This window comes from Clostridium sp. 1001271B_151109_B4 (genome assembly GCF_015670405.1).
GTDB lineage: Bacteria > Bacillota > Clostridia > Clostridiales > Clostridiaceae > Clostridium.
In genome coordinates this window covers 287,091-312,868 of sequence record NZ_JADPBQ010000001.1, presented here as the reverse complement: position 1 = coordinate 312,868, position 25,778 = coordinate 287,091, and the positions used below count along the sequence as shown (strand labels likewise).

The window sequence follows — 25,778 nt, the reverse complement described above, 5'->3', positions numbered from 1 at the left end:
GATGAGTGATAATAAAAATTTAAGTGTATTTAAAATGGGAGAACCATTACCAGAGATGTTTTCTAAATATTTTATAGGAAATGCGCATTTAAATATGTTAACAACTGAAGGAGTTAGTATTGGTAATGTAACTTTTGAACCAGGTTGTCGTAATAATTGGCATATTCATCATAAGGGTGGACAGATTTTACTTGTTACTGGGGGAAGAGGATATTATCAAGCATGGGGAGAAGAAGCTAGAGAATTAAAAGCAGGGGATGTTGTTAATATTCCAGCTGAAGTTAAGCATTGGCATGGTGCAGCAGCAGACAGTTGGTTCTGTCATCTAGCTATTGAGATACCAGCAGAGGGTGCAAGTAATGAATGGCTTGAAGCTGTTAGCGATGAAGTTTATTGTAAATTAAAATAATTAAAAGTGTTAAAATAATAAATAATTTGTATTAGTGAAAAACATTCTAGTAGGTATGAAATGGCTACCTGTTAGAATGTTTTTTGTTTTAAGTTAATTATATACAGAGAAAGTTATATTTTACACTTATATAATATACTCTTAAATAAGTATAGTGAAAAATTGAAGAGAAATGGTATTAATATTGAGAATTATATAGATTAATAAACGTTAGGAAAAGTGTTTATATATTTTTGATAATTATATAAAATTTTATTTAGTTTGAGTCTAATTATTTACCACTGGTGTATCTATACTAACTATGAATTATATGGTTGATATAACAGATAAACTTGATAAAATTATAGAACTGTATTTAGTAGAGCTTAAGATTTGGAGAGGTGAGGAATATTACCAAAAAGGTCTTAAACAGTTAAGTGATTATTTAGATATTAATGAATTAGATTGTGGCTATCTTATTATTTATAACTTTAACTAAGAAGAAAGAATATAAAAGTGAAACAATAATGGTTGATAATAAAAAGATATTTTCAATTTGAGTGTAAATATAAGTAGATAATATATGGATAAAAATGAATTTCCAGTAGCTAAGTCGGTGGGATTTGGGGGACAGTAGATAGAGTTGTTTTCATAGCAATATATATACTGTCCCGTAATTTATATTAAATGTCCTTCTAATTTATTTTATATCACTTAGTAATTTTCAATTACTAAATATACATACTGTATCAACTAATGAATATTTATTAAAATAATACAAAATACTAATATTAAATAATGATAAAATAAAGAAAAATAAAAAAAGGAGATATAATGACACAGGATAACAAAAATTTAAAATTAGAAAATACATACTGTGAATTGCCAAATATATTTTATTCAAAAGAAATTCCTCAAGATATATTAAATCCTAAATTAGTAGAATTTAATGAAGAGTTAGCAGAAGATTTAGGGTTAGATTTAAAGTTTTTAAATAGTGATGAAGGAATACAATTCCTATTAGGAAATAAACTTTTAGATGGGAGTACACCTATAGCACAAGCCTATGCAGGGCATCAATTTGGACACTTTACAATGCTTGGAGATGGTAGAGCTATACTTTTAGGTGAATTTATATCAAGAAATGGACAAAGATTTGATATTCAACTTAAAGGAGCAGGAAAAACTAAATATTCAAGAGGTGGAGATGGAAAAGCAGCTTTAGGACCAATGCTTAGAGAGTATATAATAAGCGAAGGTATGTATGGTCTTAAAATTCCAACAACTCGTAGTTTAGCAGTTTTTTCTACGGGTGAAAATGTAATAAGAGAAGAAATTTTAGAAGGGGCATTATTAGTACGTATAGCAAAAAGTCATATACGAGTTGGAACATTTCAATTTGCAAGAAATTTTGGAGATGTTGAAGATCTTAAAAAACTAGCCGATTATACTTTAAATAGACACTTCAAAAAAGATAAGTATGAAGAGAATCCTTACTTACATCTTCTTAAAGAGGTTATAAATAATCAAGCAAAGCTTATTTCAAAATGGCAGCTAGTTGGATTTATTCATGGTGTTATGAATACTGATAATATGACAATAAGTGGAGAAACCATAGATTATGGTCCATGTGCATTTATGGATTCATATGATATAAATACAGTATTTAGTTCTATTGATACTAATGGAAGATATGCTTATGGAAATCAGCCTAAAATTGGTGCTTGGAATTTAACTAGATTTGCAGAAAGTTTACTACCATTACTAGATGCTGATATAGATAATGCAATTAAAATAGCTGAAGATGCATTATCAAATTATGGAAAGTTATATAATGAGTATTATTATAATGGAATGAGAGGAAAGCTTGGATTATTTAATAAAGAAGAGGAAGATGAAAATTTAATTTTATCACTTTTAACTATAATAAATACTTATAAAGCAGATTACACAAATACTTTTTTAAATCTAACATTAGGTAGTTTAGAAGAAATGAGTATTTTTAAAAGTGATGAGTTTAAAAAGTGGTATGAATCATGGCAAGCCAGATTAGCTAAACAAAATAAATCTAGAGATGAAATTAAAAAGCTTATGCAATCAAACAATCCAACAATAATACCAAGAAATTATATTGTAGAGAAAGGAATAAAGGCGGCAGTAAATAATAATGACTATAGTATTATTAATAACTTTTTAGAAGTTCTTAAGAATCCATATGATTATTCAAATATAAATAATGAGTATTCCAAAATACCTGAAGTATCATCTTGTTCTTATAAAACATATTGTGGTACGTAGCTCTTAAAGAATAAGTTAAGAAATTAATCCTGTAGATAAAAAATACAGGATTAATTTTTTATTCTATCGTAAAATGTGAATCCAATAATTGTTAGATATAAAGTTTCAAAAAAGTCACTTTAAGTCGATAAAGTATGGTATAATAAAAAGATAAACATATAAGGAGGTAATTATATGTTCAAAGTAGGGGACGAAATTGTTTACCCAGGTCAAGGTGTTGGTATTATATCATCTATCGAAGAAGGTGAATTTAAAGGTGAAAAACAAAACTTTTATGAAATCGAGATAGTAAATAGTACTATGAAGCTAAAATTACCAGCTAGCAGATTTGAAAATGCTAATATTAGATTAGTTAGTGATTCAGCAGAGATTGATAATAGTCTTAAGGATATAGCTAATTATACTGAAGAAGTTGATAATCTACAAAAGTCTGTCAAAAGAGAAAGAGAAGAAAATAATAATAAGAAAGTTAAAAGTGGAACTTTCGACGATTATTTAAGTGTAGTTTGTAATTTAACGCAAGTTAAAAACTGTGGAAATGCAAATTCAAGTGAAACTCAAACATTAAATTCAACGAGAGGCTTTGTAGTACAAGAAATATCTCAAGTTAAAGGGATGAGTATTGAAGAGGCAAATGAATTTTTAGATGGACATTTGGATGTATTTTCAAATAATAATTAAAAAACTCTTGCAATTTTAATTTAGTATGGTAAAATAATAAACATAGCCAAGAAAAATAAAGATGTTAATATATATATGTATGTAAATTTCTACTTACTTAGAAGCTTATATTATTAAATGTATTTGTCTTTGAAAAGGAGGAAATTTATATGACTGATAAGACTTTAGTATGCAGAGATTGTGGTTCTGAATTCGTATTCACTACTGGAGAACAAGAATTCTACAAAGAAAAAGGATTCACTAACGAACCAACAAGATGTGTTGCTTGTAGAAGAGCTAAGAAAGAACAACAAAATAGAAGATAATTCTATTAAGTTTAGGGAACTACTTTTTAAGTAGTTCCTTTTTGCATTACATTACTTTTAATTTGCAAACTATATTATATAAAAATAATGATCTTAAACTTAATTAATATTAATTTGAAGTAAAGAGTAAATATAAAAGAGGTAGCTAATGATTGTGGATTTACTTTAGAATATTCTGTAAGAAGTGCAATGATGGCTGTATATGGATTAATGAAATTTGATAAAGTAAGTAGAGCCTAATATGACATGCGTATTTTAAGTGATGATGATAAAACGTGCCTAGGTATGGATAAATTAGATTTAAGTAGTTTAACATTAAAAGATATATTTAAAAAGACTGAACTAATAAAATTACTGTATAAATATTTGAAAAATATTACAGGGTATATTATACTAAAAGATGAAAAAACTTAATATGGACAGTTCATTAAGACCATCCTGTCCTTAAAAAAAACTAGGCGAAGAAATATTAAATAGATTAAAAAGTTAAGGTTTATTTTATTATGCTAGTTTGTGTAATAAAATAAACCTTTTTTATTTAATAAAATAAGGCCTAAAAATATTAAATAGGAGTGATAAGTATGAATAAGAAAGCAGTAGTTGTATTTAGTGGAGGGCAAGATTCTACAACATGTTTATTTTGGGCACTTAAAGAGTGTGATGAAGTAATAGCAGTTACTTTTAATTATAATCAGAGGCATAGCTTAGAAATTGAATGTGCAAAAAATATTGCAAAGGAATTAGGGGTAGAACATCATATTTTAAATATGGATTTATTAAATCAATTAGCTCCAAATGCTCTTACTCGTAATGATATAGAAATAAAAGAAGGAGAAGGTAAAGAGTTGCCATCTACTTTTGTTGAAGGGCGTAATATGTTATTTTTAACTTTTGCTGCAGTTTTAGCAAAAGTAAAGGGTGCAAAACATATTGTAACAGGTGTATGTGAAACAGATTTTAGCGGATATCCCGATTGTAGAGATGTATTTATTAAATCACTTAATGTGACACTTAATTTAGCTATGGATTATGATTTTGTAGTTCATACTCCTTTAATGTGGATAGATAAGGCACAAACTTGGGAACTTGCAGATAGCTTTGGAAAATTAGATTATATTAGAGAAAAAACTCTTACTTGTTATAATGGAATAATAGGTGATGGATGTGGAGAGTGTCCAGCTTGTAAATTAAGAAAAAATGGTTTAGAAAGGTATTTAAAAATAAAAGGCAATAAATAATATTATAAACTTATTATTAAAATTCAATCGCATACTATTTACTTTCATAATTTTAAAGAGTATACTATGTATGTAGATTGGAGGGATATAATTGAATATAGATAATACTTGTGGGATGTTAATTAGGCAAATACACAATTCATTAGAAAAAATGTCAAATAAAGATTTAAAGGAAAAAGGATTAACTCTTGTACAAGTGTCAGCATTGCTTAGTATAAATAATACTGAAGAAAAGAAAGTAACATTTAAAGAACTAGAAAAAATACTGCATCTTGCACAATCTACTACAGTAGGGATTATTTCAAGATTAGAACAAAAAAATCTTGTAACAAGCTATATTGATGATACTGATAAAAGAATTAAATATGTTAGAATTACAGAACTAGGTGAACAATGCTGTAAAGAAGCTGAAGATTCTATGTTAAAAACTGAAACATTTCTTTTATCTAATTTAACAGAAATAGAACAAGTACTATTTAAGGATTTACTAGAAAAAGTTAATAATACTTTAAAATAAAATGCTCGTTTTTATAAAAACGAGCATATAATAAAATATAATCAATCGCATGCGATTGAAATTTGGAGGGATTATAATGGAAAACAATAACTCTTTAGAGGCATTTAATTCAATGCCGGTATCAAAAGCGGTAATTAAGAATGCTATTCCAGCTATGATAGCAATGTTAATGGTTCTTATTTATAATTTGGCAGATACTTTTTTTATTGGCCAAACGCATGATGCTTATCAAGTTGCAGCAGTTTCTCTTGCAACACCAGTATTTCTAATGTTTATGGCTGTAGGTACAGTTTTTGGCATTGGTGGTACATCGGTAATTTCTCGTGCTTTAGGAGAAGGCCGTAATGAATATGCTAAAAAAGTATGTTCTTTTTGTATGTGGTCATGTGTAATTGTTGGTATTGTAATGTCTTTAGTATTTTTAATTTTTATGGATCAAATTCTTTCTTTAATAGGTGCAAGTAGTGACACTTGGGATTTTGCAAGAAGTTATCTTATTATTGTATCTTTAAGTGGTCCTTTTGTACTTATTTCAAATTGTTATTCAAATATTTTACGTGCTGAAGGTCAAGCCAATAAGGCTATGGTGGGGCAATTAATAGGGAATTTTCTTAATATTATCCTTGATCCAATTATGATTTTAGGATTTGGATGGAATATAAAGGGTGCAGCAATAGCTACTGTTATTGGTAATTTAGCGGCAGCAGCATATTATATTATTTATTTCATTAAGGGAAAATCATCTCTTAGTATAAAAATTAGTGATTTTTCAATTAGAGATAAAATATGTAGTGGTGTTTTAATTATAGGTATTCCAGCTTCTCTTGCATCAGTCATGATGAGCATTTCACAAATTGTAATGAATGGACTTATGGCTGGATATGGTGATATGGCACTTGCTGGAATTGGAGTTGCAATGAAAGTAACTATGATTACAGGAATGATTTCAATGGGAATTGGGCAAGGAGTTCAGCCATTATTAGGTTATTGTGTTGGAGCTAATACATGGGATAGGTTTAAGAAAATAATGAAATTTTCTTTGATATTTTCTTTCATACTTGGATTAACACTTACAGGTTTATGCTATTTGTTTACAAACTCAATTGTTAGTGCATTTTTAACTGAACCTAGTGCATTTGATTATTCTGTACAATTTTCAAGAATATTGCTTACAACAAGTACATTATTTGGAGTATTCTATGTATTAACTAATGCGTTACAAGCTATGGGAGCAGCAGTTTCATCTTTAATCATTAATTTAAGTAGACAAGGACTTATATATATTCCTGCATTATTTATTTTAAGAGAAGCTTTAGGAATAACAGGTCTTGCATGGTCACAGCCTGTAGCAGATATCTTATCTATTTTGATAGCAATAGGTTTATATTTATGGGTATCTAAAAAGATGATGAAATTAGAAGCAGATAAAGAATATAAAGAGTATAAAATAAATTTAAACTAACATGTATATCATATAAATATTTTATGGGCTATAGATAAGTGTATATAATTATCTATAGCCTATACTTATATAAGTTATTCTTCTAAACTTATTAAGTTTAAATTGATTTTTCTGTTATCAAGAGGATTATTGTTTATATGTTCAATCTTATGATTTTCTTCTCTTGGCACAATAATGTCTTCAAGATGTATTCTTCCTTCAGGCGTATTAGCTACAACAGATATTTTATTATGTGATTTATGTAGCACCCAACTATATTTTTCATTGATAACAAGAGGTAAATCTTCTTCAGATATTAAAGCAATACCTTCTTTTTTACCAAACTTATCTTTTAAAATAATAGAAATAACACCATCTTTTTTCTCATATTCATTCATAGTATTTTGATTAAAAATCTCTAAGTTGCACTTTCTATTATCTAATGTATCACCATTAATATATCTAATAGGAGCTTTAGGATTTACATTTAATATAACACTTTGAAGACTTTGTTTTAATGGTTTAGATTTTTTATTCTTTTTTGTTGAACTAATATTTTGCACTATGTAATTATTATAATCTTTATTCCATTCTGCAAACCAAGTTCCCATATTTTTTATCTTTTCTAAATCTTCAAGATCAATTTGAGTTATAAGCTCAGTTCCATCTTTTTTTAATACTATAATGTAAGCAACACCTTCTTTTATTTCATAGTAGTTACCTATATTATTAATAATTTTATTCAATTTTAACACCTCACTAATTTAATTAAAGTCACATAAGTATAGCAAAGTATTGGAATAAAAGCAAAAAAATAATGAAGTTTCAAGTTTCTTACTCATTTGAAAATACTGAATGGGATAAAGATTGGTGTTATTTACGTATTCCTAATAAGGAAAACTATAAACTTGATAAAAATAAGTTAATATTAAAAGGTATTGATATTACATTCTTTAATTGCATGTATAAATAATACAAGTAATTATCTTCAATATAATATAAAGTATGATTTTTCAATCAGGTTACATTTAGCTATATTTTAAATAAAAAAGCAAAAGATAAAATACTAATGACATAAGAGCAATGCATTAGTATTTTATCTTTTTTATGAAAAAGAAGCTTTTGGAATCTTTTCCTCTATATTAGTATGTCAATATTATTAGAAAAAATACATAAAAATTAATAAGCAAATATATAAAACTTTTTAAGATTAAAAATAATAAATAGAGAATAACAATTTTTCAATTAAAGATACCTTGTGTCTTTTGAAGCTTATTTAAATATAATATAGTATTAATAATAAGTAGGAGAATATAATGGTTATTACACCTGGAATTGAAACTTTAGAATATGAATATAAGAATGGAGTAAAGGTTTTTACATTAATAGCTGAAGAAGTGGAGCTTGAACTTATAGAAGGGCTTTTTGTTAAAGCATGGGGATATAATGGATCTGTTCCTGGACCTACCATTATAGTAAATAAAGGTGATAATGTTTGTATAAGGGTAATAAATAAATTACCACAAGAAACTAGTGTGCATTGGCATGGGTTAGAAGTTCCAAATAATATGGACGGTGTTCCGGGAATTGAGCCAACGCCATTTATAGAGCCCAATGATTATTTTGACTACCATTTTAAAATACTAAATCCACCAGGAACATATATGTATCACTCACATGTTAATGTTATGGTTCAAGATAATGCAGGATTATTAGGTGGATTTATTGTAAATGACCCAAAGAACGATAAAAGAAAGAATTATAAAGATTATTTAATTTTATTGCAGGAATGGGCTGTAGATAAGTTACCGTGGGCAGATATTAATCCAGGAATATATAATTTAAATTTTAAAATGCCAGAGTTCAATTTTTTTACTATGAATGGTAAATGTTATCCTAAAACAAAACCACTAGATGTTTGTTATGGTGATATAGTGAGAGTCAGATTTGGAAATATTCAAATGCATCATCATCCGATTCATTTGCATGGACATGAATTTAAAGTAGTTGGTGCTGATGGATTTCCTATAAAAAAAGAAACTCAAATATATAAAAATACAATACTAGTATCATCAGGTGAAACATGGGATATTGAATTTATTGCAAAGAATCCAGGAATTTGGCCAATGCATTGTCATATGCCACATCATGTAACAAATAATGGAGCTCCAGGCGTTGGAGGAATGTTTACTACAGTAAATTATATTAATTAATTAAACATAAAAACAATTATAAGTAAAAAGGTATTTAATTTAATGAAATAGTTATAGTTAATATTAAAATAGTCTAGAGGTAGATATTAATATTCTATTTCTAGATTTTATTTTTATTTAATTTTTTAAGAGTTACTTTAGTATTAAGTATTTAATATCCATGATAACTATATTTTTATTTTTTAATATAAGATAAAAAACATTGACTTTAGAGTTAACTTAAATGTTAATATAAAGACATATTTAAAATATAATAAATAGTTATAATTTATATAGAATAATTACAGATAAAAAGGTAAAGAGAGATATTATAAAGATTGTTATTAAAAAGAGCTAAAATGTCACAAGCAGATACAGAAAGCCATTCAGCTGTTAAGGGTGGTATAACAGCATTAATAAAAATAAAAGTATAAAGCATTTAAAAGGTTATACTTTGAAAGGTGTATAGAGAGAAATATAGAATTAACTAAAGACTGATTTAATAATTATATATATTATGAAAGGGTGAGATTATGAGAGATAAATATAATAATTTAATTAATAACCTAAAAGAAAAGAGAAAAGTATGTATAGCATTTTCAGGTGGAGTAGACTCAACATTTTTATTGAAGGTTGCACAAAATATTTTAGGAGAAAATGTATTAGCTATTACTGTTAAATCTTCCATGTGCCCCGATAGAGAATTAAAAGAAACCGAGGAATTTTGCAAGTCACTTAAAATAAAACATATATTTTTGGATGCAAATGAATATAGTGTACCAGAATTTGTAGCAAATAGTAAGGATAGATGTTACTTTTGTAAAAAAGGTATATTTTCTAAGGTAAAGGAAATAGCAAAAGAAGAAGGTTTTGATATTGTTGCAGATGGAAGCAATTTAGATGATGATGGAGATTATAGACCAGGAATTAAAGCTTTAAAGGAATTGGAGATAACTAGTCCATTAAAAGAAGCTGGACTAACTAAAAATGAAATAAGAAAATTATCTAAGGAACTAGGCTTAGCGACATGGGACAAACCTTCTATGGCATGTCTTGCTTCAAGAATACCTTATGGTAATGCAATAACAAGAGAAAAACTAAAGAAGATTGAAATTGCTGAAGAATTTTTATTGAGTAATAATTTTAAGCAATTTAGGGTAAGGTATCATGATGATTTAGCTAAAATAGAAGTATTAAAAGAAGATATTCCAAGAATATTACAGTTATCAGAGGTAATTATAGCAAAACTCAAAGAAATAGGATTTAATTATATTACTCTTGACTTAGAAGGGTATAGAACTGGAAGTATGAATGAAGTATTAAGTAAGTAAATATTATATTAGTAGCTGTGACTTTAGCATTAAAATAAAGATTAGGTAAGGAGATTTAGATTAAATGTAAGTTTAGTGGATGTCTATTTGGACATCCATTATTATTTATATAATAAGACATATACATCGATTTAACTTAAGTAATAATAAATTATTTGCTTACATAAGTTTATTATGAAGTATTATCAATTTATTAGGAGAAACTATGAAAAATGAGTTTATATTAAATGATAAAAAATTTAGAGCATTTTGCATATATAGGCTGCTTTTTGGAATAAGTTACAGCATTATGATACCAATAATACCATTATTCTTTAAGTCAATAGGAATGGAAACTGTAACTATAGGAATAGTCATTTCATTATATGGAGTAAGTAAGACAATAATGCAAATTCCCTTTGGAATTGTCTGTGATAAAATAGGGGATAAATCAACTCTAAAGTTAGCTTTATTGTTAATGGGATTAGTTCCTATTGGCTATGTATTATCAAATACAAGCCTTCAAGCAGGAAGTTTATATGTTATTCAAGGTGCTATTCTTGGAATGGCAGCACCTGCAACTTATTCAGTACTTGCAAGAACATTGAATGTTAAAAGAAGAGGAGAGTGTACTGGCCTTGCTTCAGCAGTATTTACTTTAGGTGGGGGAATAGGTGCTGCAATTGCAAGTTTTATATTAACAAAGTTAAATAACTTTAGTATGGCATTTAATATATCATCTCTTGGAATATTTTTTACATTAATATATGTAATCATTAGAGTTAACAAAGTAAAACCTATGAAAGATAAAGATAATAAGAAAGAGAGTATAAAGGAAATTTTATATGAAATAAGAAGAAGAAAATTTGTTTATAAAATTATTATTTTATCAAGTAGTGCATTTTTAGGAGATTATATTTATTCTTGTGTTGTAGCATTAATTCATTTTTACGGACAAGATGTACTTCATGTATCAACAGCGTATACTTCTTCCATTATATCAGTTTACTTATTAGTTTTTGGATTAGGTGCACCAATAGCAGGATGGGTTAGTGATAAAATCGGAAATAAAAAGCAATTATTATATTCTTTTTTTACTATGAATTTTACATTGTTAGGTCTTATTATAACTAGAAATGTAACTATATTTACTATAATAATTATATTATACTTTTTAGGTGCAACATATTTAAATGCTTCTGTACAAAGCTGTCTTTCGGAATTTGGTTCATATCCTAAAATTAAAGGTTTTGTTTTTGGAGTTGTTGGAGCATCAGAGTCACTTGGATATGCAGTTGGACCACTGGTTTCATCTTATATTTATGAATATAATAAAAATTATTTATTTTTAGGTTTATTAATGGTATCTATTTTTATTACTGCAATTTATGTGGTTTTATTCAATAAATCAGGAATATAAAAATATGAACTAAAAGAAAATCAATATGAAATAATATTAGAGTATAAAAAAGCTACAGTGATAAATAATAAAATAAACTGACTTCTTAACTTTAGATAGGGATTTAATTTCATTTGAAGTTTAGAAATTGTTATCTATAGGTAGGTTATAATGACTAGTCAGCAGATAAAGTTTTCCTTATTAATCAAAGGGGTTTATTATGAATATAAAAAATAATATATTATTCACTAAAAAAGAGCTTTTATATTTTTGCATTCAAAGATTTGCTTTTGGATTTAGTTACAGCTTAATGATACCAATAATACCTTTGTATTTTAATTCATTAGGAATAAGCACATTAATTATAGGTGCAGTTATGTCATCTTATGGTTTTGCAAAGGCTTTAATACAAATACCATTTGGAGCTGTTACAAATAAAATTGGAGATAAATGGTTACTAATAATATCATTTATATTAATGGCTATAGTTCCTTTTTCTTATACTTTAAACAAGAGTAGTTTACTCGCAAGTATTATTTATATTGCACAAGGAGCTATACTTGGTATGTCTGCACCTGCAACGTTTGCATTACTATCTAGATCCTTAGATGAATCAAAAAGAGGCGAATGTACAGGTTATGCTTCAGCAGTATTTACATTAAGTGGTGCAATAGCTTCTATAATAGGTGGATTTATTGTTACAAAACTAAATAATTATAATTTAGTATTTTATATGTCTTCAATAGGGATTATATTAACAGTAGTTTTTATAATTATAAAAATTAAAAAATCGGATATAAATAAAACCAATAAGAAGCAAAAAGAGAGCTTTAAGGCAAGAATAAAAGAAATAATTAATACTATAAGAGAAAAAAAGCTTTTAGCTAAAATAATTCTTTTAGGGATAATTGCTTTATTAGGGGATTTTATTTATGGATGTATCGTTTCGATTTTTCCCTTTTATGGTCAAGAAGTTTTAGGCTCAAGTGCATTTTATACTTCTGTAATAATATCAATATATTTATTTGTATTTGGTATTTTTGCGCCTTTAGGTGGATGGACTAGTGATAAAATTGGTGTAAAAAAGCAATTATTAATATCATTCATATTTATGATACTTTCCTTGGCTACATTATCAATTGTAAGAAGAATAAGCATATTTACAATAGCTATTATTATATATTTTTTAGGTGCAACATTTTTAAATTCAGGATTACAAAATTCACTTTTAAAGTTTGGTGAAGATAAGAAAAGTGAAGGGATTGTATTTGGATTTGTAGGTGCGTGTGAAGCACTTGGATATGCAATTGGACCATTAATATCATCATATGTTTATAATTTAAGTAAGGTATGGCTTTTCCCAGGATTATTAATATTTACTATAGGAGTATTTGTAATTTTTATAGTATTAAAAAGGAAAGCCTTTAATATAAAAAGTTCCTAAATTTTAATTTAGGAATTTTTTTTCATATTAATAGTATTATATAATGAAGAATTTACTATGTTATTTATAAAGGAAGATTAATTTAAATAAAACTTATAGGAGGTGAAAAACATTAGTGAATTAATAAAACTCTATATAGAAAGATACGATTTCTTTTTAAAGTTAACATTGGAACATTTAAAAATTTCAGGAATTTCTATACTAATAGCAACTCTTATAGGTGGAGTTTTAGGAATATTAATAAGTGAATATAAGAAAACATCACCATTAGTCTTATCAATAACAAATTTTCTTTACACCATACCATCAATATCTTTACTTGGTTTATTAATTCCATTTTCAGGAATTGGGAATACTACAGCAATTATTGCACTTAGTATATATGCATTACTACCTATGATTGGAAATACTTATGCAGGAATAGATAATATAGACAAGTCTATTATAGAATCAGCTAGGGGAATGGGAAGTACTGAATTTCAAATATTATATAAAATAAAAATTCCATTAGCAACAACAGTAATTTTGGCTGGATTTAAAAATATGGTTGTAATGACTATAGCACTGGCTGGGATTGCATCATTTATAGGGGCAGGAGGACTTGGTGTTGCTGTATATAGGGGAATAACAACAAATAACCAAACCATGACTATAGCAGGGAGTCTGTTAATTGCATTATTAGCTTTATTATTTGATTTAATTATTGGAGGTATAGAGAAAATAATAAAAAGAAAGTGGAGGTTGTAAAGGTGAAAAAGAAGGGAAAAGTATTAATATGTATTTTGGCAATTTTATTAATTATTATTCCAGTAGGCTGTTCTAAGAAGAGTGATACTATAAAAATTGCTACAAAACCAATGACAGAGCAGTTTATATTAGGCGAAATGTTAAAGCTAATTATTGAAGAAAATACAAATTTAAATGTAGAAATTACAAAAGGAATAGGTGGAGGTACAAGTAATATTCATCCAGCTATATTAAAGGGCGATTTTGATATGTATCCTGAGTATACTGGTACTGGTTGGAGTTTTGTTTTGAAAGAAACAGAAATTCCAGATGATGAAACTTTATATAAAGAATTGAAAGAAAAATATAATAGTGAATATGATTTAACTTGGGTTAATTTGTTTGGATTTAATAATACATTTGGGTTAGTAATAAGAAAAGATTTAGCAGAAAAGTACAATATAAAAACTTATTCTGATTTAGCAAAATATTCAGAAGAGCTTACATTTGGAGCAGAATATGATTTTTATGAAAGAGATGATGGGTTTGATGCTTTATGTGAAGAATATAATATGAATTTTAAAAAATCTGTAGATTTGGATATTGGGCTTAAGTATAATGCAATAAACTCTAAAGAAATAGATGTAATGAATATATTTACTACAGATGGTCAACTTTCAAATTCAGATGTTGTTGTTTTAGAAGATGATAAGAATTTTTATGAAACTTATTATTGTGGAACTGTAGTGCGTAATGATACTTTAGAAAAATATCCTGAATTAAAAGAAGCTATTATGAAATTAGATAATATTATAAATGAAGAAGAAATGGCCAAGCTTAATTATTTAGTTGAGACAGAAGGACAAGATGAAAGTAATGTTGCAAAAGACTTCTTAATAGAAAAAGGTTTGGTAGAGTAATCTTTTATAAAAGGGAGATAATATGGGGGAAAAAATCATTATAGAAGTCAAAAATATAAGTAAAACATATGGTAATAAAGTAATACTTAAAAATATAAATTTAAAAATTAATAAAGGTGAATTTATAACTGTAATTGGTAGCTCGGGGTGTGGTAAGACTACATTTTTAAAGCTTATTAATGGTTTAATTGAACCAGATGATGGAAAAGTGTATGTAGAAGGCAATGATATCTCAAAAGTAGATAAAATATCTTTAAGGAGAAAAATAGGTTATGTTATTCAGGAAATTGGCTTATTTCCGCATATGACTGTAAGAAAAAATATATCATATGTGCCTAATTTAATAAAAAAAGAAAAAAAAGATAGCATCGAAAATAGAGTTAAAGAATTAATAAATAAAGTTGGATTAAAGGAAGAAATGTTAGATAATTATCCAAATGAACTTTCTGGTGGACAAAGGCAAAGGGTTGGTATTGCAAGGGCCTTGGCAACTAATCCTAATATTATTTTAATGGATGAGCCATTTGGAGCTATAGATGAAATAACAAGAAAATTATTGCAAGATGAAATATTAAAAATTTATAAGGAATATAATATGACAATTATATTTATTACGCATGATATTAAGGAAGCATTAAAACTTGGAACAAGGATCATGGTAATGGATAAGGGGGAGGTAATACAAATTGATACACCAGAACAATTGCTTAAAAATCCTAAGAGTATCTTTGTTAAAGAACTTTTGGGTGATAATAAAATAAGCTAATTTTAATTTGTTTATTATTGTAAGTTAATCGTTATATTTTAAAATACCTTTCATAAAATATACTATGAGAGAGTAAAGTATACTATAAGAAGGGGGAAAATATACTATGAGAGGGGGTAACATATATATGAAAAATGAAAAGAATAAAATTCCGGATTTCAGAGTAGTTTTTTTAATGTTTGTATTTTTGGGGTTACCTATAATTGTATTTCTAAATTGGCTAACAATAAATAATGAAGTTAGCATACTTATCAAAATGATAACAATTATTATATGTGTATTTTTAATAACAGTATCATATAGAGCTATTAGGTATTTTTTCTTTAAGCATTGTGGAAAAACAAAAATAAATTTGCTTGGTTATGTAGTAGTACAATGTGTATCTCTAGTTATTACATTGATTATGATGGGAATAATAGTAGCTTGTATACAGTTTTTATGAAGTGAATATATTAAATACAAATTTTATATAAAGCCAGTAAGTATAGTAAAAATTTTTATTGGCTTTATATTTTTAGATTTTAAAAATAAATATTTCATTTATTATGTAGCTAAACCAGGTACTAGTGAACATCAAAGTGGATTAGTAATGGATATTTTATCAACAGAATATACTAGTTTAGATGAGGGATTTGAAAATACTAATGCTTATAAATGGTTATCAGAAAATATGAGTAACTATGGGTTTATTCTTAGGTATCCTAAGGGAAAAGAAAGCATAACAGGATATCAATATGAGCCTTTGCATTTAAGATATGTGGGGATAGATGCTGCTAAAGATATAAGTGAAAAACGGTTAACATTAGAGGAGTATCTAGAAAAATAAGATAATTAGTAGGGGACACTATGAAATTTTGGGAGAAAAATTTTTTATATTGTACATTATTAACAATGGGGTTAATAAACTTAGTAGGGATAATTATATTTTTTACATAATAAAAATATTGCATTATCAAGAGATCAATTGTTAGAAAAGGTATAGGGATTTGATTACATAGGAGAAAGGACAATAATTGATATACATGTTCAAAGATTAAGAGAAAAACTAAAACTTAAAGAAAATATAAAAACCATGTTTAAGGTTGGATATAGGCTAGAGGATTAATGGGTTTTATTTGAGATAGTATAATAGTTTTTTTTATATTAAGTAAAGTAATTAAAATTTTAATATATATGAGTATTTTACTACTAATTATGTGTACAACATAGTTAGTAGTTTTCTATTTTGAGTGTATATGCTTGTAAATCATATTAAATTTTTACTTTAACAATTCTTAAACAAACCTATGCTATAATTACATAAGGATTTAACAAGGAGGTAACTTATGATCCATATTTTAGTTTTAGAAGATGATTTTGATTTAAATAAAATAGTATGTTCATATCTTAATAGTAACGGATTCATAGCTAAAGGATGCTTAAGTGTAGAAGAGGCTTATGATGAAATGTATACTAAAAGGTTTGAATTAATTATTTCAGATATTATGATGACAGGAATTGATGGATTCGAATTTGCTAAATCTGTAAGAGAAATAAATAAAACCATACCTATTCTTTTTATGTCAGCAAAGGATGATATTACATCAAAGAAGAGAGGATTTCATTTAGGTATTGATGATTATATGGTAAAGCCAATTGAGTTAGATGAACTTTTACTACGAGTAAAGGCACTTTTAAGAAGGGCTAATATAGAGATGGAAAGAAAAGTTACTGTTGGAGATTTACTTTTAGATGCTGATGCTATGTCGGCAATAAGTAATGGAAAAGAAATAACAACGACAACTAGAGAATTCAATATAATTTATAAATTACTTTCTTATCCTAATAAAACTTTTACAAGAACACAGCTTATGGATGAGTTTTGGGGAATTGAAACAGAAACAAGTTTGAGAGCTGTTGATGTTTATATTACTAAGCTTCGAGATAAGTTTTCTTTTTGTAATGGATTTGAAATAAAAACTGTTCGTGGAATAGGATATAAGGCGGTATTAAAATGATTCATCATGGAATAGAAAAGAAATATAAGGTTAGACAATCACATTTCCCAATGTCAATTTTCCTTATGACCTTTTTTGTATTATTAGCTATGGCTGGAATCCATTATAAAATTATTTCTTTACTTCATATTTTAAATTTAAGTAATCTTGTTAGAAAAATAATTGTTATTTTTTATTGGATGTTTGTAGCTGGAGTATATACTTTATTTACAAGATGGCAGATGAGAAAGACCTATGAAAAGCCAATGAAGCAAATGGCTGAAGCTGCTAGTGCAGTAGCTAATTGAGATTTCTCTGTGTATTTATCACCAATACATACACCAGAAAAGCTTGATTATTTAGACATAATGATAATGGATTTTAATAGGATGGTAGAGGAATTAGGGAGTATAGAAACATTAAAAACAGATTTCTTTTCTAATGTTTCACATGAGATTAAGACACCAATTGCGGTTATTCAAAATTCCGCAGAGTTACTACAAAGTACAAAATTAAATGAAATAGAAAGATTAGAATATATTTCAACGATTATGGAGGCTTCCAAGAAATTATCAACATTGATTACAAATATTTTAAAGCTTAATAAGCTAGAAAAACAAAATATTAAGCCATTAATCACAAATTTTAATCTTTGTAATCAGCTTTGTAAATGTGCATTACAGTTTGAGGCACAATGGGAAAAAAAGAATATTGATTTTGAAGCTGATATAGATGATTTTATAATAATTGAAAGTGATGAAAGTCTTTTGGAGTTAGTGTGGACAAATTTATTATCAAATGCCGTAAAGTTTACTAATCCCGGAGGAAAGATATTATTAAAACAAAGAAGAGAAGATGACGAGATAATAGTAAGTGTAAAAGATAATGGATGTGGTATGTCAAGGGAGACAATAAAACATATTTTTGATAAGTTTTATCAAGGGGATACATCACATGCTACAGAGGGAAATGGATTAGGATTAGCAATTACTCAGCGAATTATAGAATTGATGGACGGAATATTATCTGTGGAAAGTGAACTAGGCTATGGTTCAACATTTACTGTGAAGTTACCTATAAAGGGATTTAATACATATAAGGAAAGTGCTGAATAATATGAATGAAACAATTATTAATGATAATTCATACATAGGATATGAATATAAAGAGGTACTTATAAGGGATAAAGATAAAATATCGTTATATATAGATGGATATAGAAATTTTGGTTGGAATTTAGATGAAAATCGAAATAAGTTAAATGAGAAAGAAAAGAATATAATTTATCTTAAACGAGATAGAATGATTATAAATAAAGTAGAAATTACAAGATTACAAAGACATTTTGAAGATTGTTTAAAACAAATTGATGAACTTGAACGCTCAAAGAGATCTAAAGCAAGACTTATTTCAGTTGCTATTTGTATTTTAGGAACTATTTTCATAACTGCTTCTACATTTGCAATTGTAAATAATCCACCAATAATTTGGTTAAGTGTTATATTAGCAATACCAGGATTTGTGGGATGGATAACTCCATATTTTGTTTATAAGAATATACTAAAAAAGAGAAATGAAGTTATAGAGCCATTAATTAATGATAAGTATGAAGAAATATATACTATATGTGAAAAGGGGAACAGGTTACTTAGAAATGATGATAATTTAAAAAAAGTAGAAAGGAAAAAGAAAATGAAAGTAGCAATTTATAATGGAAAAAGAAATATTATAGTAAAGGATTTGCCAAAGCCGAAAGCTGGAATAAATGATATTGTTGTAAAGAATTTATACGCAAGTATTTGTGGTACTGATGTGGCTGTTTATCAACACGGACCAGGTACAGGTCATAAAATTACTGTTGGTGGAGAATTTGGTCATGAAGTTGTATCAGAAGTTATTGAAGTTGGAGAGAATGTGAAAGATATCAAAGTTGGTGATAGAGTATATCCATATCCAAGGCTTGCAAAAGGTGATCCCAAAAGAGCAGGCACAATAGGTGGATTTTCGGAATATATATTAATACCTAATGCAAAACTTAATGAACAGGTATATAAGGTTAATGAAAAAATATCAGATAAAGAAGCTAGTTTAATTGAGCCATTTACTGTTGGATGTAGAGCAGCAAGAAGGGCATTTCCTAAGAAAAAAGAAAAGGCGATAGTATTTGGAGCTGGAACAATAGGAATTGCAGCTGCAATAGCATTAAAGTATTTCGGTTGTGAGAAAGTAATGATTTGTGATCATTCAGAGTTTAGATTAAAAAAGGCAAAGAATTTAGGATTCGAAGTTTGTAATAATGGATTGGAAAATCTTCAAGAAAAAGCAATAAAGTATTTTGGGGAAGCTGCAAGTATTAAAGGAATAACTGCAGATGTGGATATATATATTGATGCTGCTGGAGCCGAAAGTATTCTTGAAACTTATCAAAGAATAGGTAAAATTGAAAGCCGTATGGTTATAGTTGCAGTGTTAGCTGGTATGAGGCCTGTAGATATTCTTGATATGACATTTTCACAGCATGCATTAATAGGAAGTGGTGGCTATATGCCAGAAGATGTAAAAGATGTAATGGATATAATGGAAAGTGGTATGTGGGATATTGAATCTATTATTACTAACGAATTTACATTAGATAATATTTCAGAAGCAATTGAAAAAGCTTCAGATGTAGATAATTCTCTTAATGTAGTTATTCGATATTAATAAAATTACTGGACTAATTTATTAATAGCAATATTAAAGAAATAAATAGTGCTGTAGAAAGTATTAAAAATATTATAGAAAACATAAATAGTCTCTAGGTCATGTAAAAATAAGTGTAGGAGATTATAAAGATTGTAAGGATGCTGATATTGTAGTAATGACAGCTTCTGCACCTGTGGCAATTACAGATAATGATCGTTTGATCTAAAAAAGAAATCTTAGCTGAAAAAAGTAGCTAAGATTTCTTTTTTATTTACAAATATTATCTAATTATTGTATAACTCATATAAACTATATAAATTCCTACTAAAATAATGCCATGTTTTTTTACTAGAGAATAATCTTTTTTCATAAATAGGTATAATACTATTGTTATACATAGCATAAAAATAATATCTATTAAGGCTAAAGTACTAATTGTTATTGGGGAAATGAAGGTAGCCAGTCCTAAAACTAGTAATATGTTAAATATATTTGATCCAATTACATTTCCAATTGCAATTTCAGTTTCACCTTTCTTTATTGCAACGATAGAAGTAACAAATTCAGGCAAGGATGTTCCAATAGCAACAATGGTTAAACCAACTAAATTTGCACTCATACCTAATAAAGTTGCAATGGAAGTAGCAGAATCAACAACCATATCTCCACCTATAACAATTCCTAAAATTCCTATTATACTTAAAATAACAGTTTTTAATATTGGAGTTTGTGTAGTAGTATCACTTTCGGCTAAGGCAATTTCATTATCAGATGAACTATCTAAATTTGTTACAGATTTGGCCATTTTAATAGTGGAATATAAAAAGTATACAAAAACAATTAATAATATTAATCCTTCAATTCTGCTTATATATTTATTAAATCCAAATAGTAAAAGCAAACCACTTACCATTAACAAAAAAGGTGTATCCTTTTTTATTGTATTTTTTTGTACAGGTAGCTTAGATATTATTGCAGAAACACCAAGAACTACAAGAATATTAAAGAAGTTTGAACCAACTACATTAGCTACGCTCATATCGTTTTGCCCAGATAATGAAGAGGTAATACTTACAGCAGCTTCAGGAGCACTTGTTCCCATTGCAACTATGGTAAGTCCTATTATCATTGATGGGATGTTAAATTTTCTTGCTATCGAAGCAGCTCCATCAACAAATAAATTAGCCCCTTTTATAAGAAAAAAGAAACCTATAATTAAAAGAATAAATGACATAGTATATCCTCCCAAAATTTGATAAAAATTATGTGCTAAATAGAAAGATATCACATGAAAGGTAAAGTTACAAACTTTTTTATGATTAAAATTAAAAAATAATATTTTTTTTTGAAATATAGATCCATATAGAATGATTGCAAATTCTGAATTTCAATATGATTTTATTCCAAATAAGAAGTTTTTAAGAATAGACCCTTATGATAATCAACGTGGTGAAGTTGATTATGAAGATACGGCATTAACAAGTGAGGATTTTGAAATAATTACAATAAATTTAAATCTTTAAATTACTTAAGGAGGGGTCAATCAAAGATTTGAATTGATCTCTTAGTTTTTTTATGCAATAAATACTATAATTTTAGTGATATTTTTCGGGTATTTATAGTAATAGGTTAATATTATAATTAATTACATATAAAATTTAATTGTATTTATTAAGTAATAATTAGACTATAAATTTTAACTATAAAAGGATGGGAACAGATATGACTAAAATAAATTTACATGGTGAATGGAATTTTCAATTAGATAAAGATAAACAAGGATTAAACATTGAATTATATAAAAAAGAATTAAATGATACAATTACTTTGCCGACAACAACTTCTGAAGCAAAGAAAGGTAAAATAAATGCTGATAGAGAAGTTGGATATCTTACTGATTTATACAAATTTGAAGGATTTGCTTGGTTTTCTAAAGTAGTAGAATTTCCAAATAAAAGTGAAAATGATTATATAGAATTAATAATGGAAAGAACAAGAATAACACATGTTTGGATAGATGATAAATATGTAGGAACATATAATAGCTTATGTACATCTCATCATTATGACATTACTTCTTATGTAAACAATAACAAACATAAGATAACTATAATGGTTGATAATATTTCATATCCAACAAAAGGTGGACATATGACTTCTCCAGATACTCAAACAAATTGGAATGGAATTACTGGGGAAATTTCTATTAAAATTACTAATAAAACTAGATTATCAGATGTTAAGTTTTATCCTAATATTGAAGAGAAAGCTGTTATAGTAAAAGGAAAAGTTTTAGGTAATAAAATAGAAAGGCTTTCATTGACAGCTTTTGATGATAATAATGTATTTGATAAAAACAGTTATAACATAAATAATAACTCATTTGAAGTAAAGTATCCAATGGGGCAAGATGTTCAGCTTTGGAGCGAATATAATCCATATACTTATAAAATGAAAATCCAAATTGAAAATGAGGAGAAAGTTATAAATGAAGATACTTATTCATTTGGTATGCTATCTTTTAAAACTAATGAAAAGAAGTTTTTAATAAATAATCAAGAAACTTTTCTTAGAGGAAAGCATGATGGATTAATTTTTCCATTAACAGGGTATGCACCAACAGATTTAGAAAGCTGGATAAAGGTTTTAAATATATCAAAGGAATATGGTATTAATCATTATAGATTCCATACATGTTGTCCACCTAAGGCAGCCTTTGAAGCAGCAGATATTGTTGGTATTTATATGGAACCAGAATTACCATTCTGGGGAACAATAACAACAAAAGAAGATGAAAATCATGATGAAGCTATGCAGCAATACTTAATTGAAGAAGGATATAGAATGTTAGATGAGTTTGGTAATCATCCATCATTTGTAATGATGTCTTTAGGTAATGAATTATGGGGAAGTAAGGAAACGCTAAATTCTATTCTTAAAGGATATAAAGAATATGATAATAGACATCTTTATGTGCAAGGATGTAATAACTTCCAATGGGCACCATGTATTTTAGAAGAGGATGATTTCTTTAGTGGAGTTCGTTTTGCTGGTGATAGATTATATAGGGGCTCTTATGCAATGTGTGATGCTCCACAAGGTCATATACAGACAGATGCACCAAACACAACTCATAATTATGATGAAATAATAAGGCCTACTTCAAAGGAAAAAGGTTCAGTAGGGGAAGTTGGAGTTAAGCAAATTCAATATGGAACAGGTGTAAAAGAAGTACTTGTATCTGAAACAGAAGAGTTTATTCCTAGCGTACCAGTCATTTCACATGAAATTGGACAATATGAAACTTTCCCTAATTTTAAGGAAATAGATAAATATACAGGAGTATTAAAGGCTAGGAACTTCGAAGTGTTTAAGGAACGTTTAGAGGAAAAAGGATTAATTGATAAAGCTGATATGTACTTTAAAGCATCAGGGAAATTAGCAGCGGAATGTTATAAGGGTGAGCTAGAAACAGCATTTAGAAGTAATGAGTTAGCAGGATTCCAATTGCTAGACTTGCAGGATTTTAGTGGACAAGGAACTGCTTTAGTAGGAATCTTAGATGCTTTCATGGATAACAAGGGAATAATATCATCAGAAGAATGGAGAGAATTCTGTTCAGATTGTGTATTGCTTGGAGAATTTTCAAAGTATGTATGGAATGCAGTAGAAAAATTTAACTGTAATATAAAACTTACTAATTATAAAAAAGAATTTAAGAGTAATACACTTTTAGCGGCAGAACTTATAAATGGAACTGATTATGTATGGAGCAAGGAAATAGAAGTAAATGAATTATCCATTGGAGTAAATAATTTATCAACTATAAGTTTTCAATTACCAAAATGTAAAGTACCACAAAAATATACATTTAAATTAACGATTGAAGAATTAAATATTTCAAATCATTATGATATATGGGTATATCCAATAGTCCCACAGATAGAGAGCCAAGATATTTTAATTACAAATAATTTATCAGAGTTAATGAATGGTATTTCAAATAATAAAAAGATTTTATATTATCCAAAAGCTGATGAGATTTTAAATTCTATAGAAGGAACTTATTGTACAGATTTTTGGTGTTATCCAATGTTTAGGTCTATTTCTGAGAGTATGGGTAAGCCTATACCAGTAGGAACAATGGGATTATTAATAAATGATAAGCATCCTGCACTAATGAATTTCCCATGTGAGTTTTATTCAACTCCACAATGGTGGGATATTGTTATTAGTTCTCGTTTATCTATTTTAGATGATGTTAAGATTGATCCAATTGTACAAATGATTGATAATTTTGAGAGAAATCATTTCTTGGGATTAGTTTATGAATTTAAAGTAAATGAAACTGAGATTTTAGTTTGTAATTCACCACTTAAGGAAATAGTGGATAGTAGTCCAGCAAAATGGCTTCAATATAGTTTAGTTAAATATATGGAAAGTAAAGATTTTAACCCACAAAAAACTATTACAATAGATACGTTTAATAGTATATTTAATAGTAAGAAATAGATATAAAAATATGATGTTGCCTCCGAGTCAGTTATTTAAATTGGATTTGGAGGCTTCTTGTTTTTATTATCTTTTTTTGTATTTTTATTACAAATGAATATTACTTCCACTAAAAAGTGTTTATTATTACTATTCTAATAAAGAAACTTCCTTTAGCTTAAAAAATAATATATTTAATGCAAAAATATTAAAAATAATAGAAAAATGTAATTGTTATCACATAAAATAGGTATATTTCATGATATAATAAAAATAAGAGATATAATCATAACTTTGTTGTTTTTATATTTAGTTTTACTAAATAATTAGATATTAAGTAGGGGAGTAAATATTATGAAGAAATTTATAAAAGAACAGGTGCTAAAAGCAGTAGATACACTTGAGACTATAATAGGGGTACTTTTAGCAATTTGCATTGGAATATCTGTTATATATCTAATTTTTGATATTACATCGGTATTCTCATTTAGAAATAATTTAGAGGCATTTAATGATTACCTTTCAATAGCATTTAACTTTGTTATTGGAATAGAATTTATAAAGATGTTATGTAAACATACTCCAGAAACTGTAATTGAAGTTTTACTTTTTGCTATTGCAAGGCAATTAATTGTTGAGCATATGACAATATTTCAAAATTTAATAGGGGTATTAGCTATAGCAGCATTGTTTGCTACAAGAAAGTACTTATTTTATAACTTTGATGAAGTAGATAAAACTATTTATAGAAGTAGTGAAAGGGTAAAAAGAATAAACTTTTTAGAACGTATAGATATACCACATGAAAATAAAGAGGATACATTAGAAGATATTGTACTAAAGGAAATAGAAGCAAGAAAACTAGAGTTAGGTACAGGAGTATGTATTTATTATCCAGGATTTGCATTAAGGGTAGCAAAAATAACAAATAATGTTGTAACAAGAGTTGAAGTTATACGTTCAATGAAAAAGAAATAAAGCTTTAATTATAAAAAAGAGAA

At 27.2% G+C, this 25,778-nt stretch carries 27 protein-coding genes and 1 pseudogene; 26 read left to right on the top strand and 2 right to left on the bottom strand.

Features of this window, described 5'->3' with window-relative positions; all coding sequences use genetic code 11:
• Nucleotide 1: 1 nt before the first annotated feature.
• The 9 genes from I4V63_RS01490 (at nucleotide 2) to I4V63_RS01450 (ending at nucleotide 6,889) form a co-directional block, all read left to right on the top strand.
• Nucleotides 2–409, top strand: coding sequence for a cupin domain-containing protein (locus tag I4V63_RS01490; RefSeq protein ID WP_195999523.1), 408 nt, complete (start codon nucleotides 2–4; stop codon nucleotides 407–409).
• 301 nt (nucleotides 410–710) lie between these two features.
• On the top strand, nucleotides 711–887 hold the full coding sequence (locus I4V63_RS01485) for a hypothetical protein (protein ID WP_195999522.1): 177 nt from the start codon (nucleotides 711–713) through the stop codon (nucleotides 885–887).
• 335 nt (nucleotides 888–1,222) lie between these two features.
• Entirely contained in the window at nucleotides 1,223–2,686 is a 1,464-nt protein-coding gene (locus I4V63_RS01480; protein WP_195999521.1) for a protein adenylyltransferase SelO, read from the top strand.
• 174 nt (nucleotides 2,687–2,860) lie between these two features.
• Nucleotides 2,861–3,367, top strand: coding sequence for a CarD family transcriptional regulator (locus I4V63_RS01475; RefSeq protein ID WP_195999520.1), 507 nt, complete (start codon nucleotides 2,861–2,863; stop codon nucleotides 3,365–3,367).
• 149 nt (nucleotides 3,368–3,516) lie between these two features.
• Nucleotides 3,517–3,672: a zinc-ribbon domain-containing protein gene (locus I4V63_RS01470; RefSeq protein ID WP_042398208.1), complete on the top strand. Its 156-nt coding sequence runs from the start codon at nucleotides 3,517–3,519 to the stop codon at nucleotides 3,670–3,672.
• A 246-nt stretch (nucleotides 3,673–3,918) separates the two neighbouring features.
• Nucleotides 3,919–4,086, top strand: a complete 168-nt coding sequence (locus I4V63_RS01465; RefSeq protein ID WP_195999519.1) for a hypothetical protein — start codon at nucleotides 3,919–3,921, stop codon at nucleotides 4,084–4,086.
• 167 nt (nucleotides 4,087–4,253) lie between these two features.
• Nucleotides 4,254–4,910, top strand: coding sequence for a 7-cyano-7-deazaguanine synthase QueC (queC, locus tag I4V63_RS01460; RefSeq protein WP_195999518.1), 657 nt, complete (start codon nucleotides 4,254–4,256; stop codon nucleotides 4,908–4,910).
• Between the two features lie 91 nt (nucleotides 4,911–5,001).
• Nucleotides 5,002–5,427: a MarR family transcriptional regulator gene (locus tag I4V63_RS01455; RefSeq protein WP_195999517.1), complete on the top strand. Its 426-nt coding sequence runs from the start codon at nucleotides 5,002–5,004 to the stop codon at nucleotides 5,425–5,427.
• 76 nt (nucleotides 5,428–5,503) lie between these two features.
• On the top strand, nucleotides 5,504–6,889 hold the full coding sequence (locus I4V63_RS01450) for an MATE family efflux transporter (protein WP_195999516.1): 1,386 nt from the start codon (nucleotides 5,504–5,506) through the stop codon (nucleotides 6,887–6,889).
• A 74-nt stretch (nucleotides 6,890–6,963) separates the two neighbouring features.
• On the opposite strand, the gene I4V63_RS01445 is transcribed toward I4V63_RS01450, so the two are convergent.
• Entirely contained in the window at nucleotides 6,964–7,614 is a 651-nt protein-coding gene (locus I4V63_RS01445; RefSeq protein ID WP_207746478.1) for a hypothetical protein, read from the bottom strand.
• Between the two features lie 570 nt (nucleotides 7,615–8,184).
• On the opposite strand from I4V63_RS01445, the gene I4V63_RS01440 reads away from it, so the two are divergent.
• The 14 genes and pseudogenes from I4V63_RS01440 to I4V63_RS15525 all read left to right on the top strand — a co-directional run bounded on the left by I4V63_RS01440 (nucleotide 8,185) and on the right by I4V63_RS15525 (nucleotide 20,304).
• On the top strand, nucleotides 8,185–9,081 hold the full coding sequence (locus tag I4V63_RS01440) for a copper oxidase (RefSeq protein WP_195999515.1): 897 nt from the start codon (nucleotides 8,185–8,187) through the stop codon (nucleotides 9,079–9,081).
• A gap of 512 nt (nucleotides 9,082–9,593) precedes the next feature.
• Nucleotides 9,594–10,391: an ATP-dependent sacrificial sulfur transferase LarE gene (gene larE / locus I4V63_RS01435; protein WP_195999514.1), complete on the top strand. Its 798-nt coding sequence runs from the start codon at nucleotides 9,594–9,596 to the stop codon at nucleotides 10,389–10,391.
• Between the two features lie 205 nt (nucleotides 10,392–10,596).
• The gene (locus tag I4V63_RS01430) at nucleotides 10,597–11,790 is read left to right on the top strand and encodes an MFS transporter (protein ID WP_195999513.1); all 1,194 of its coding nucleotides are present in this window, start codon (nucleotides 10,597–10,599) and stop codon (nucleotides 11,788–11,790) included.
• A 199-nt stretch (nucleotides 11,791–11,989) separates the two neighbouring features.
• Nucleotides 11,990–13,213, top strand: a complete 1,224-nt coding sequence (locus I4V63_RS01425; RefSeq protein ID WP_195999512.1) for an MFS transporter — start codon at nucleotides 11,990–11,992, stop codon at nucleotides 13,211–13,213.
• Nucleotides 13,214–13,381: 168 nt separating this feature from the next.
• Nucleotides 13,382–13,960, top strand: coding sequence for an ABC transporter permease (locus I4V63_RS15540; protein ID WP_243280418.1), 579 nt, complete (start codon nucleotides 13,382–13,384; stop codon nucleotides 13,958–13,960).
• Nucleotides 13,961–13,962: 2 nt separating this feature from the next.
• Complete coding sequence (locus I4V63_RS15535) at nucleotides 13,963–14,859, top strand: glycine betaine ABC transporter substrate-binding protein (RefSeq protein ID WP_347707706.1); 897 nt, start codon at nucleotides 13,963–13,965, stop codon at nucleotides 14,857–14,859.
• Between the two features lie 22 nt (nucleotides 14,860–14,881).
• The gene (locus tag I4V63_RS01415; RefSeq protein ID WP_195999511.1) at nucleotides 14,882–15,625 is read left to right on the top strand and encodes an ABC transporter ATP-binding protein; all 744 of its coding nucleotides are present in this window, start codon (nucleotides 14,882–14,884) and stop codon (nucleotides 15,623–15,625) included.
• A gap of 127 nt (nucleotides 15,626–15,752) precedes the next feature.
• A complete protein-coding gene (locus I4V63_RS01410; protein ID WP_195999510.1) occupies nucleotides 15,753–16,067 on the top strand; it encodes a hypothetical protein in 315 nt (104 codons plus the stop codon).
• A gap of 102 nt (nucleotides 16,068–16,169) precedes the next feature.
• Nucleotides 16,170–16,451 (top strand): annotated as a pseudogene (locus I4V63_RS01405) (M15 family metallopeptidase); the annotation flags it as partial.
• A 168-nt stretch (nucleotides 16,452–16,619) separates the two neighbouring features.
• Complete coding sequence (locus I4V63_RS15890) at nucleotides 16,620–16,730, top strand: helix-turn-helix domain-containing protein (RefSeq protein ID WP_347707708.1); 111 nt, start codon at nucleotides 16,620–16,622, stop codon at nucleotides 16,728–16,730.
• Between the two features lie 220 nt (nucleotides 16,731–16,950).
• Nucleotides 16,951–17,622 (top strand): response regulator transcription factor, encoded by a 672-nt coding sequence (locus tag I4V63_RS01395; protein WP_195999509.1) that lies wholly within the window; start codon nucleotides 16,951–16,953, stop codon nucleotides 17,620–17,622.
• Nucleotides 17,619–17,909, top strand: coding sequence for a hypothetical protein (locus tag I4V63_RS15885; RefSeq protein WP_347707705.1), 291 nt, complete (start codon nucleotides 17,619–17,621; stop codon nucleotides 17,907–17,909). Before I4V63_RS01395 ends, I4V63_RS15885 begins: the two co-directional genes overlap by 4 nt.
• A gap of 9 nt (nucleotides 17,910–17,918) precedes the next feature.
• Entirely contained in the window at nucleotides 17,919–18,716 is a 798-nt protein-coding gene (locus I4V63_RS01390) for a HAMP domain-containing sensor histidine kinase (protein WP_347707704.1), read from the top strand.
• 1 nt (nucleotide 18,717) lies between these two features.
• The gene (locus I4V63_RS15525; protein WP_243280417.1) at nucleotides 18,718–20,304 is read left to right on the top strand and encodes a zinc-binding dehydrogenase; all 1,587 of its coding nucleotides are present in this window, start codon (nucleotides 18,718–18,720) and stop codon (nucleotides 20,302–20,304) included.
• Nucleotides 20,305–20,566: 262 nt separating this feature from the next.
• Here the strand turns inward: I4V63_RS15525 and I4V63_RS01380 are convergent, their stop codons facing one another.
• Entirely contained in the window at nucleotides 20,567–21,520 is a 954-nt protein-coding gene (locus tag I4V63_RS01380; RefSeq protein ID WP_195999508.1) for a calcium/sodium antiporter, read from the bottom strand.
• 133 nt (nucleotides 21,521–21,653) lie between these two features.
• Here I4V63_RS01380 and I4V63_RS01375 point away from each other — a divergent pair, with 133 nt between their 5' ends.
• The 3 genes from I4V63_RS01375 to I4V63_RS01365 all read left to right on the top strand — a co-directional run bounded on the left by I4V63_RS01375 (nucleotide 21,654) and on the right by I4V63_RS01365 (nucleotide 25,755).
• Nucleotides 21,654–21,809: a hypothetical protein gene (locus I4V63_RS01375; RefSeq protein ID WP_195999507.1), complete on the top strand. Its 156-nt coding sequence runs from the start codon at nucleotides 21,654–21,656 to the stop codon at nucleotides 21,807–21,809.
• A gap of 199 nt (nucleotides 21,810–22,008) precedes the next feature.
• On the top strand, nucleotides 22,009–24,798 hold the full coding sequence (locus I4V63_RS01370; RefSeq protein ID WP_195999506.1) for a sugar-binding domain-containing protein: 2,790 nt from the start codon (nucleotides 22,009–22,011) through the stop codon (nucleotides 24,796–24,798).
• Between the two features lie 333 nt (nucleotides 24,799–25,131).
• Nucleotides 25,132–25,755 (top strand): hypothetical protein, encoded by a 624-nt coding sequence (locus tag I4V63_RS01365; RefSeq protein ID WP_195999505.1) that lies wholly within the window; start codon nucleotides 25,132–25,134, stop codon nucleotides 25,753–25,755.
• Nucleotides 25,756–25,778: the final 23 nt, after the last annotated feature.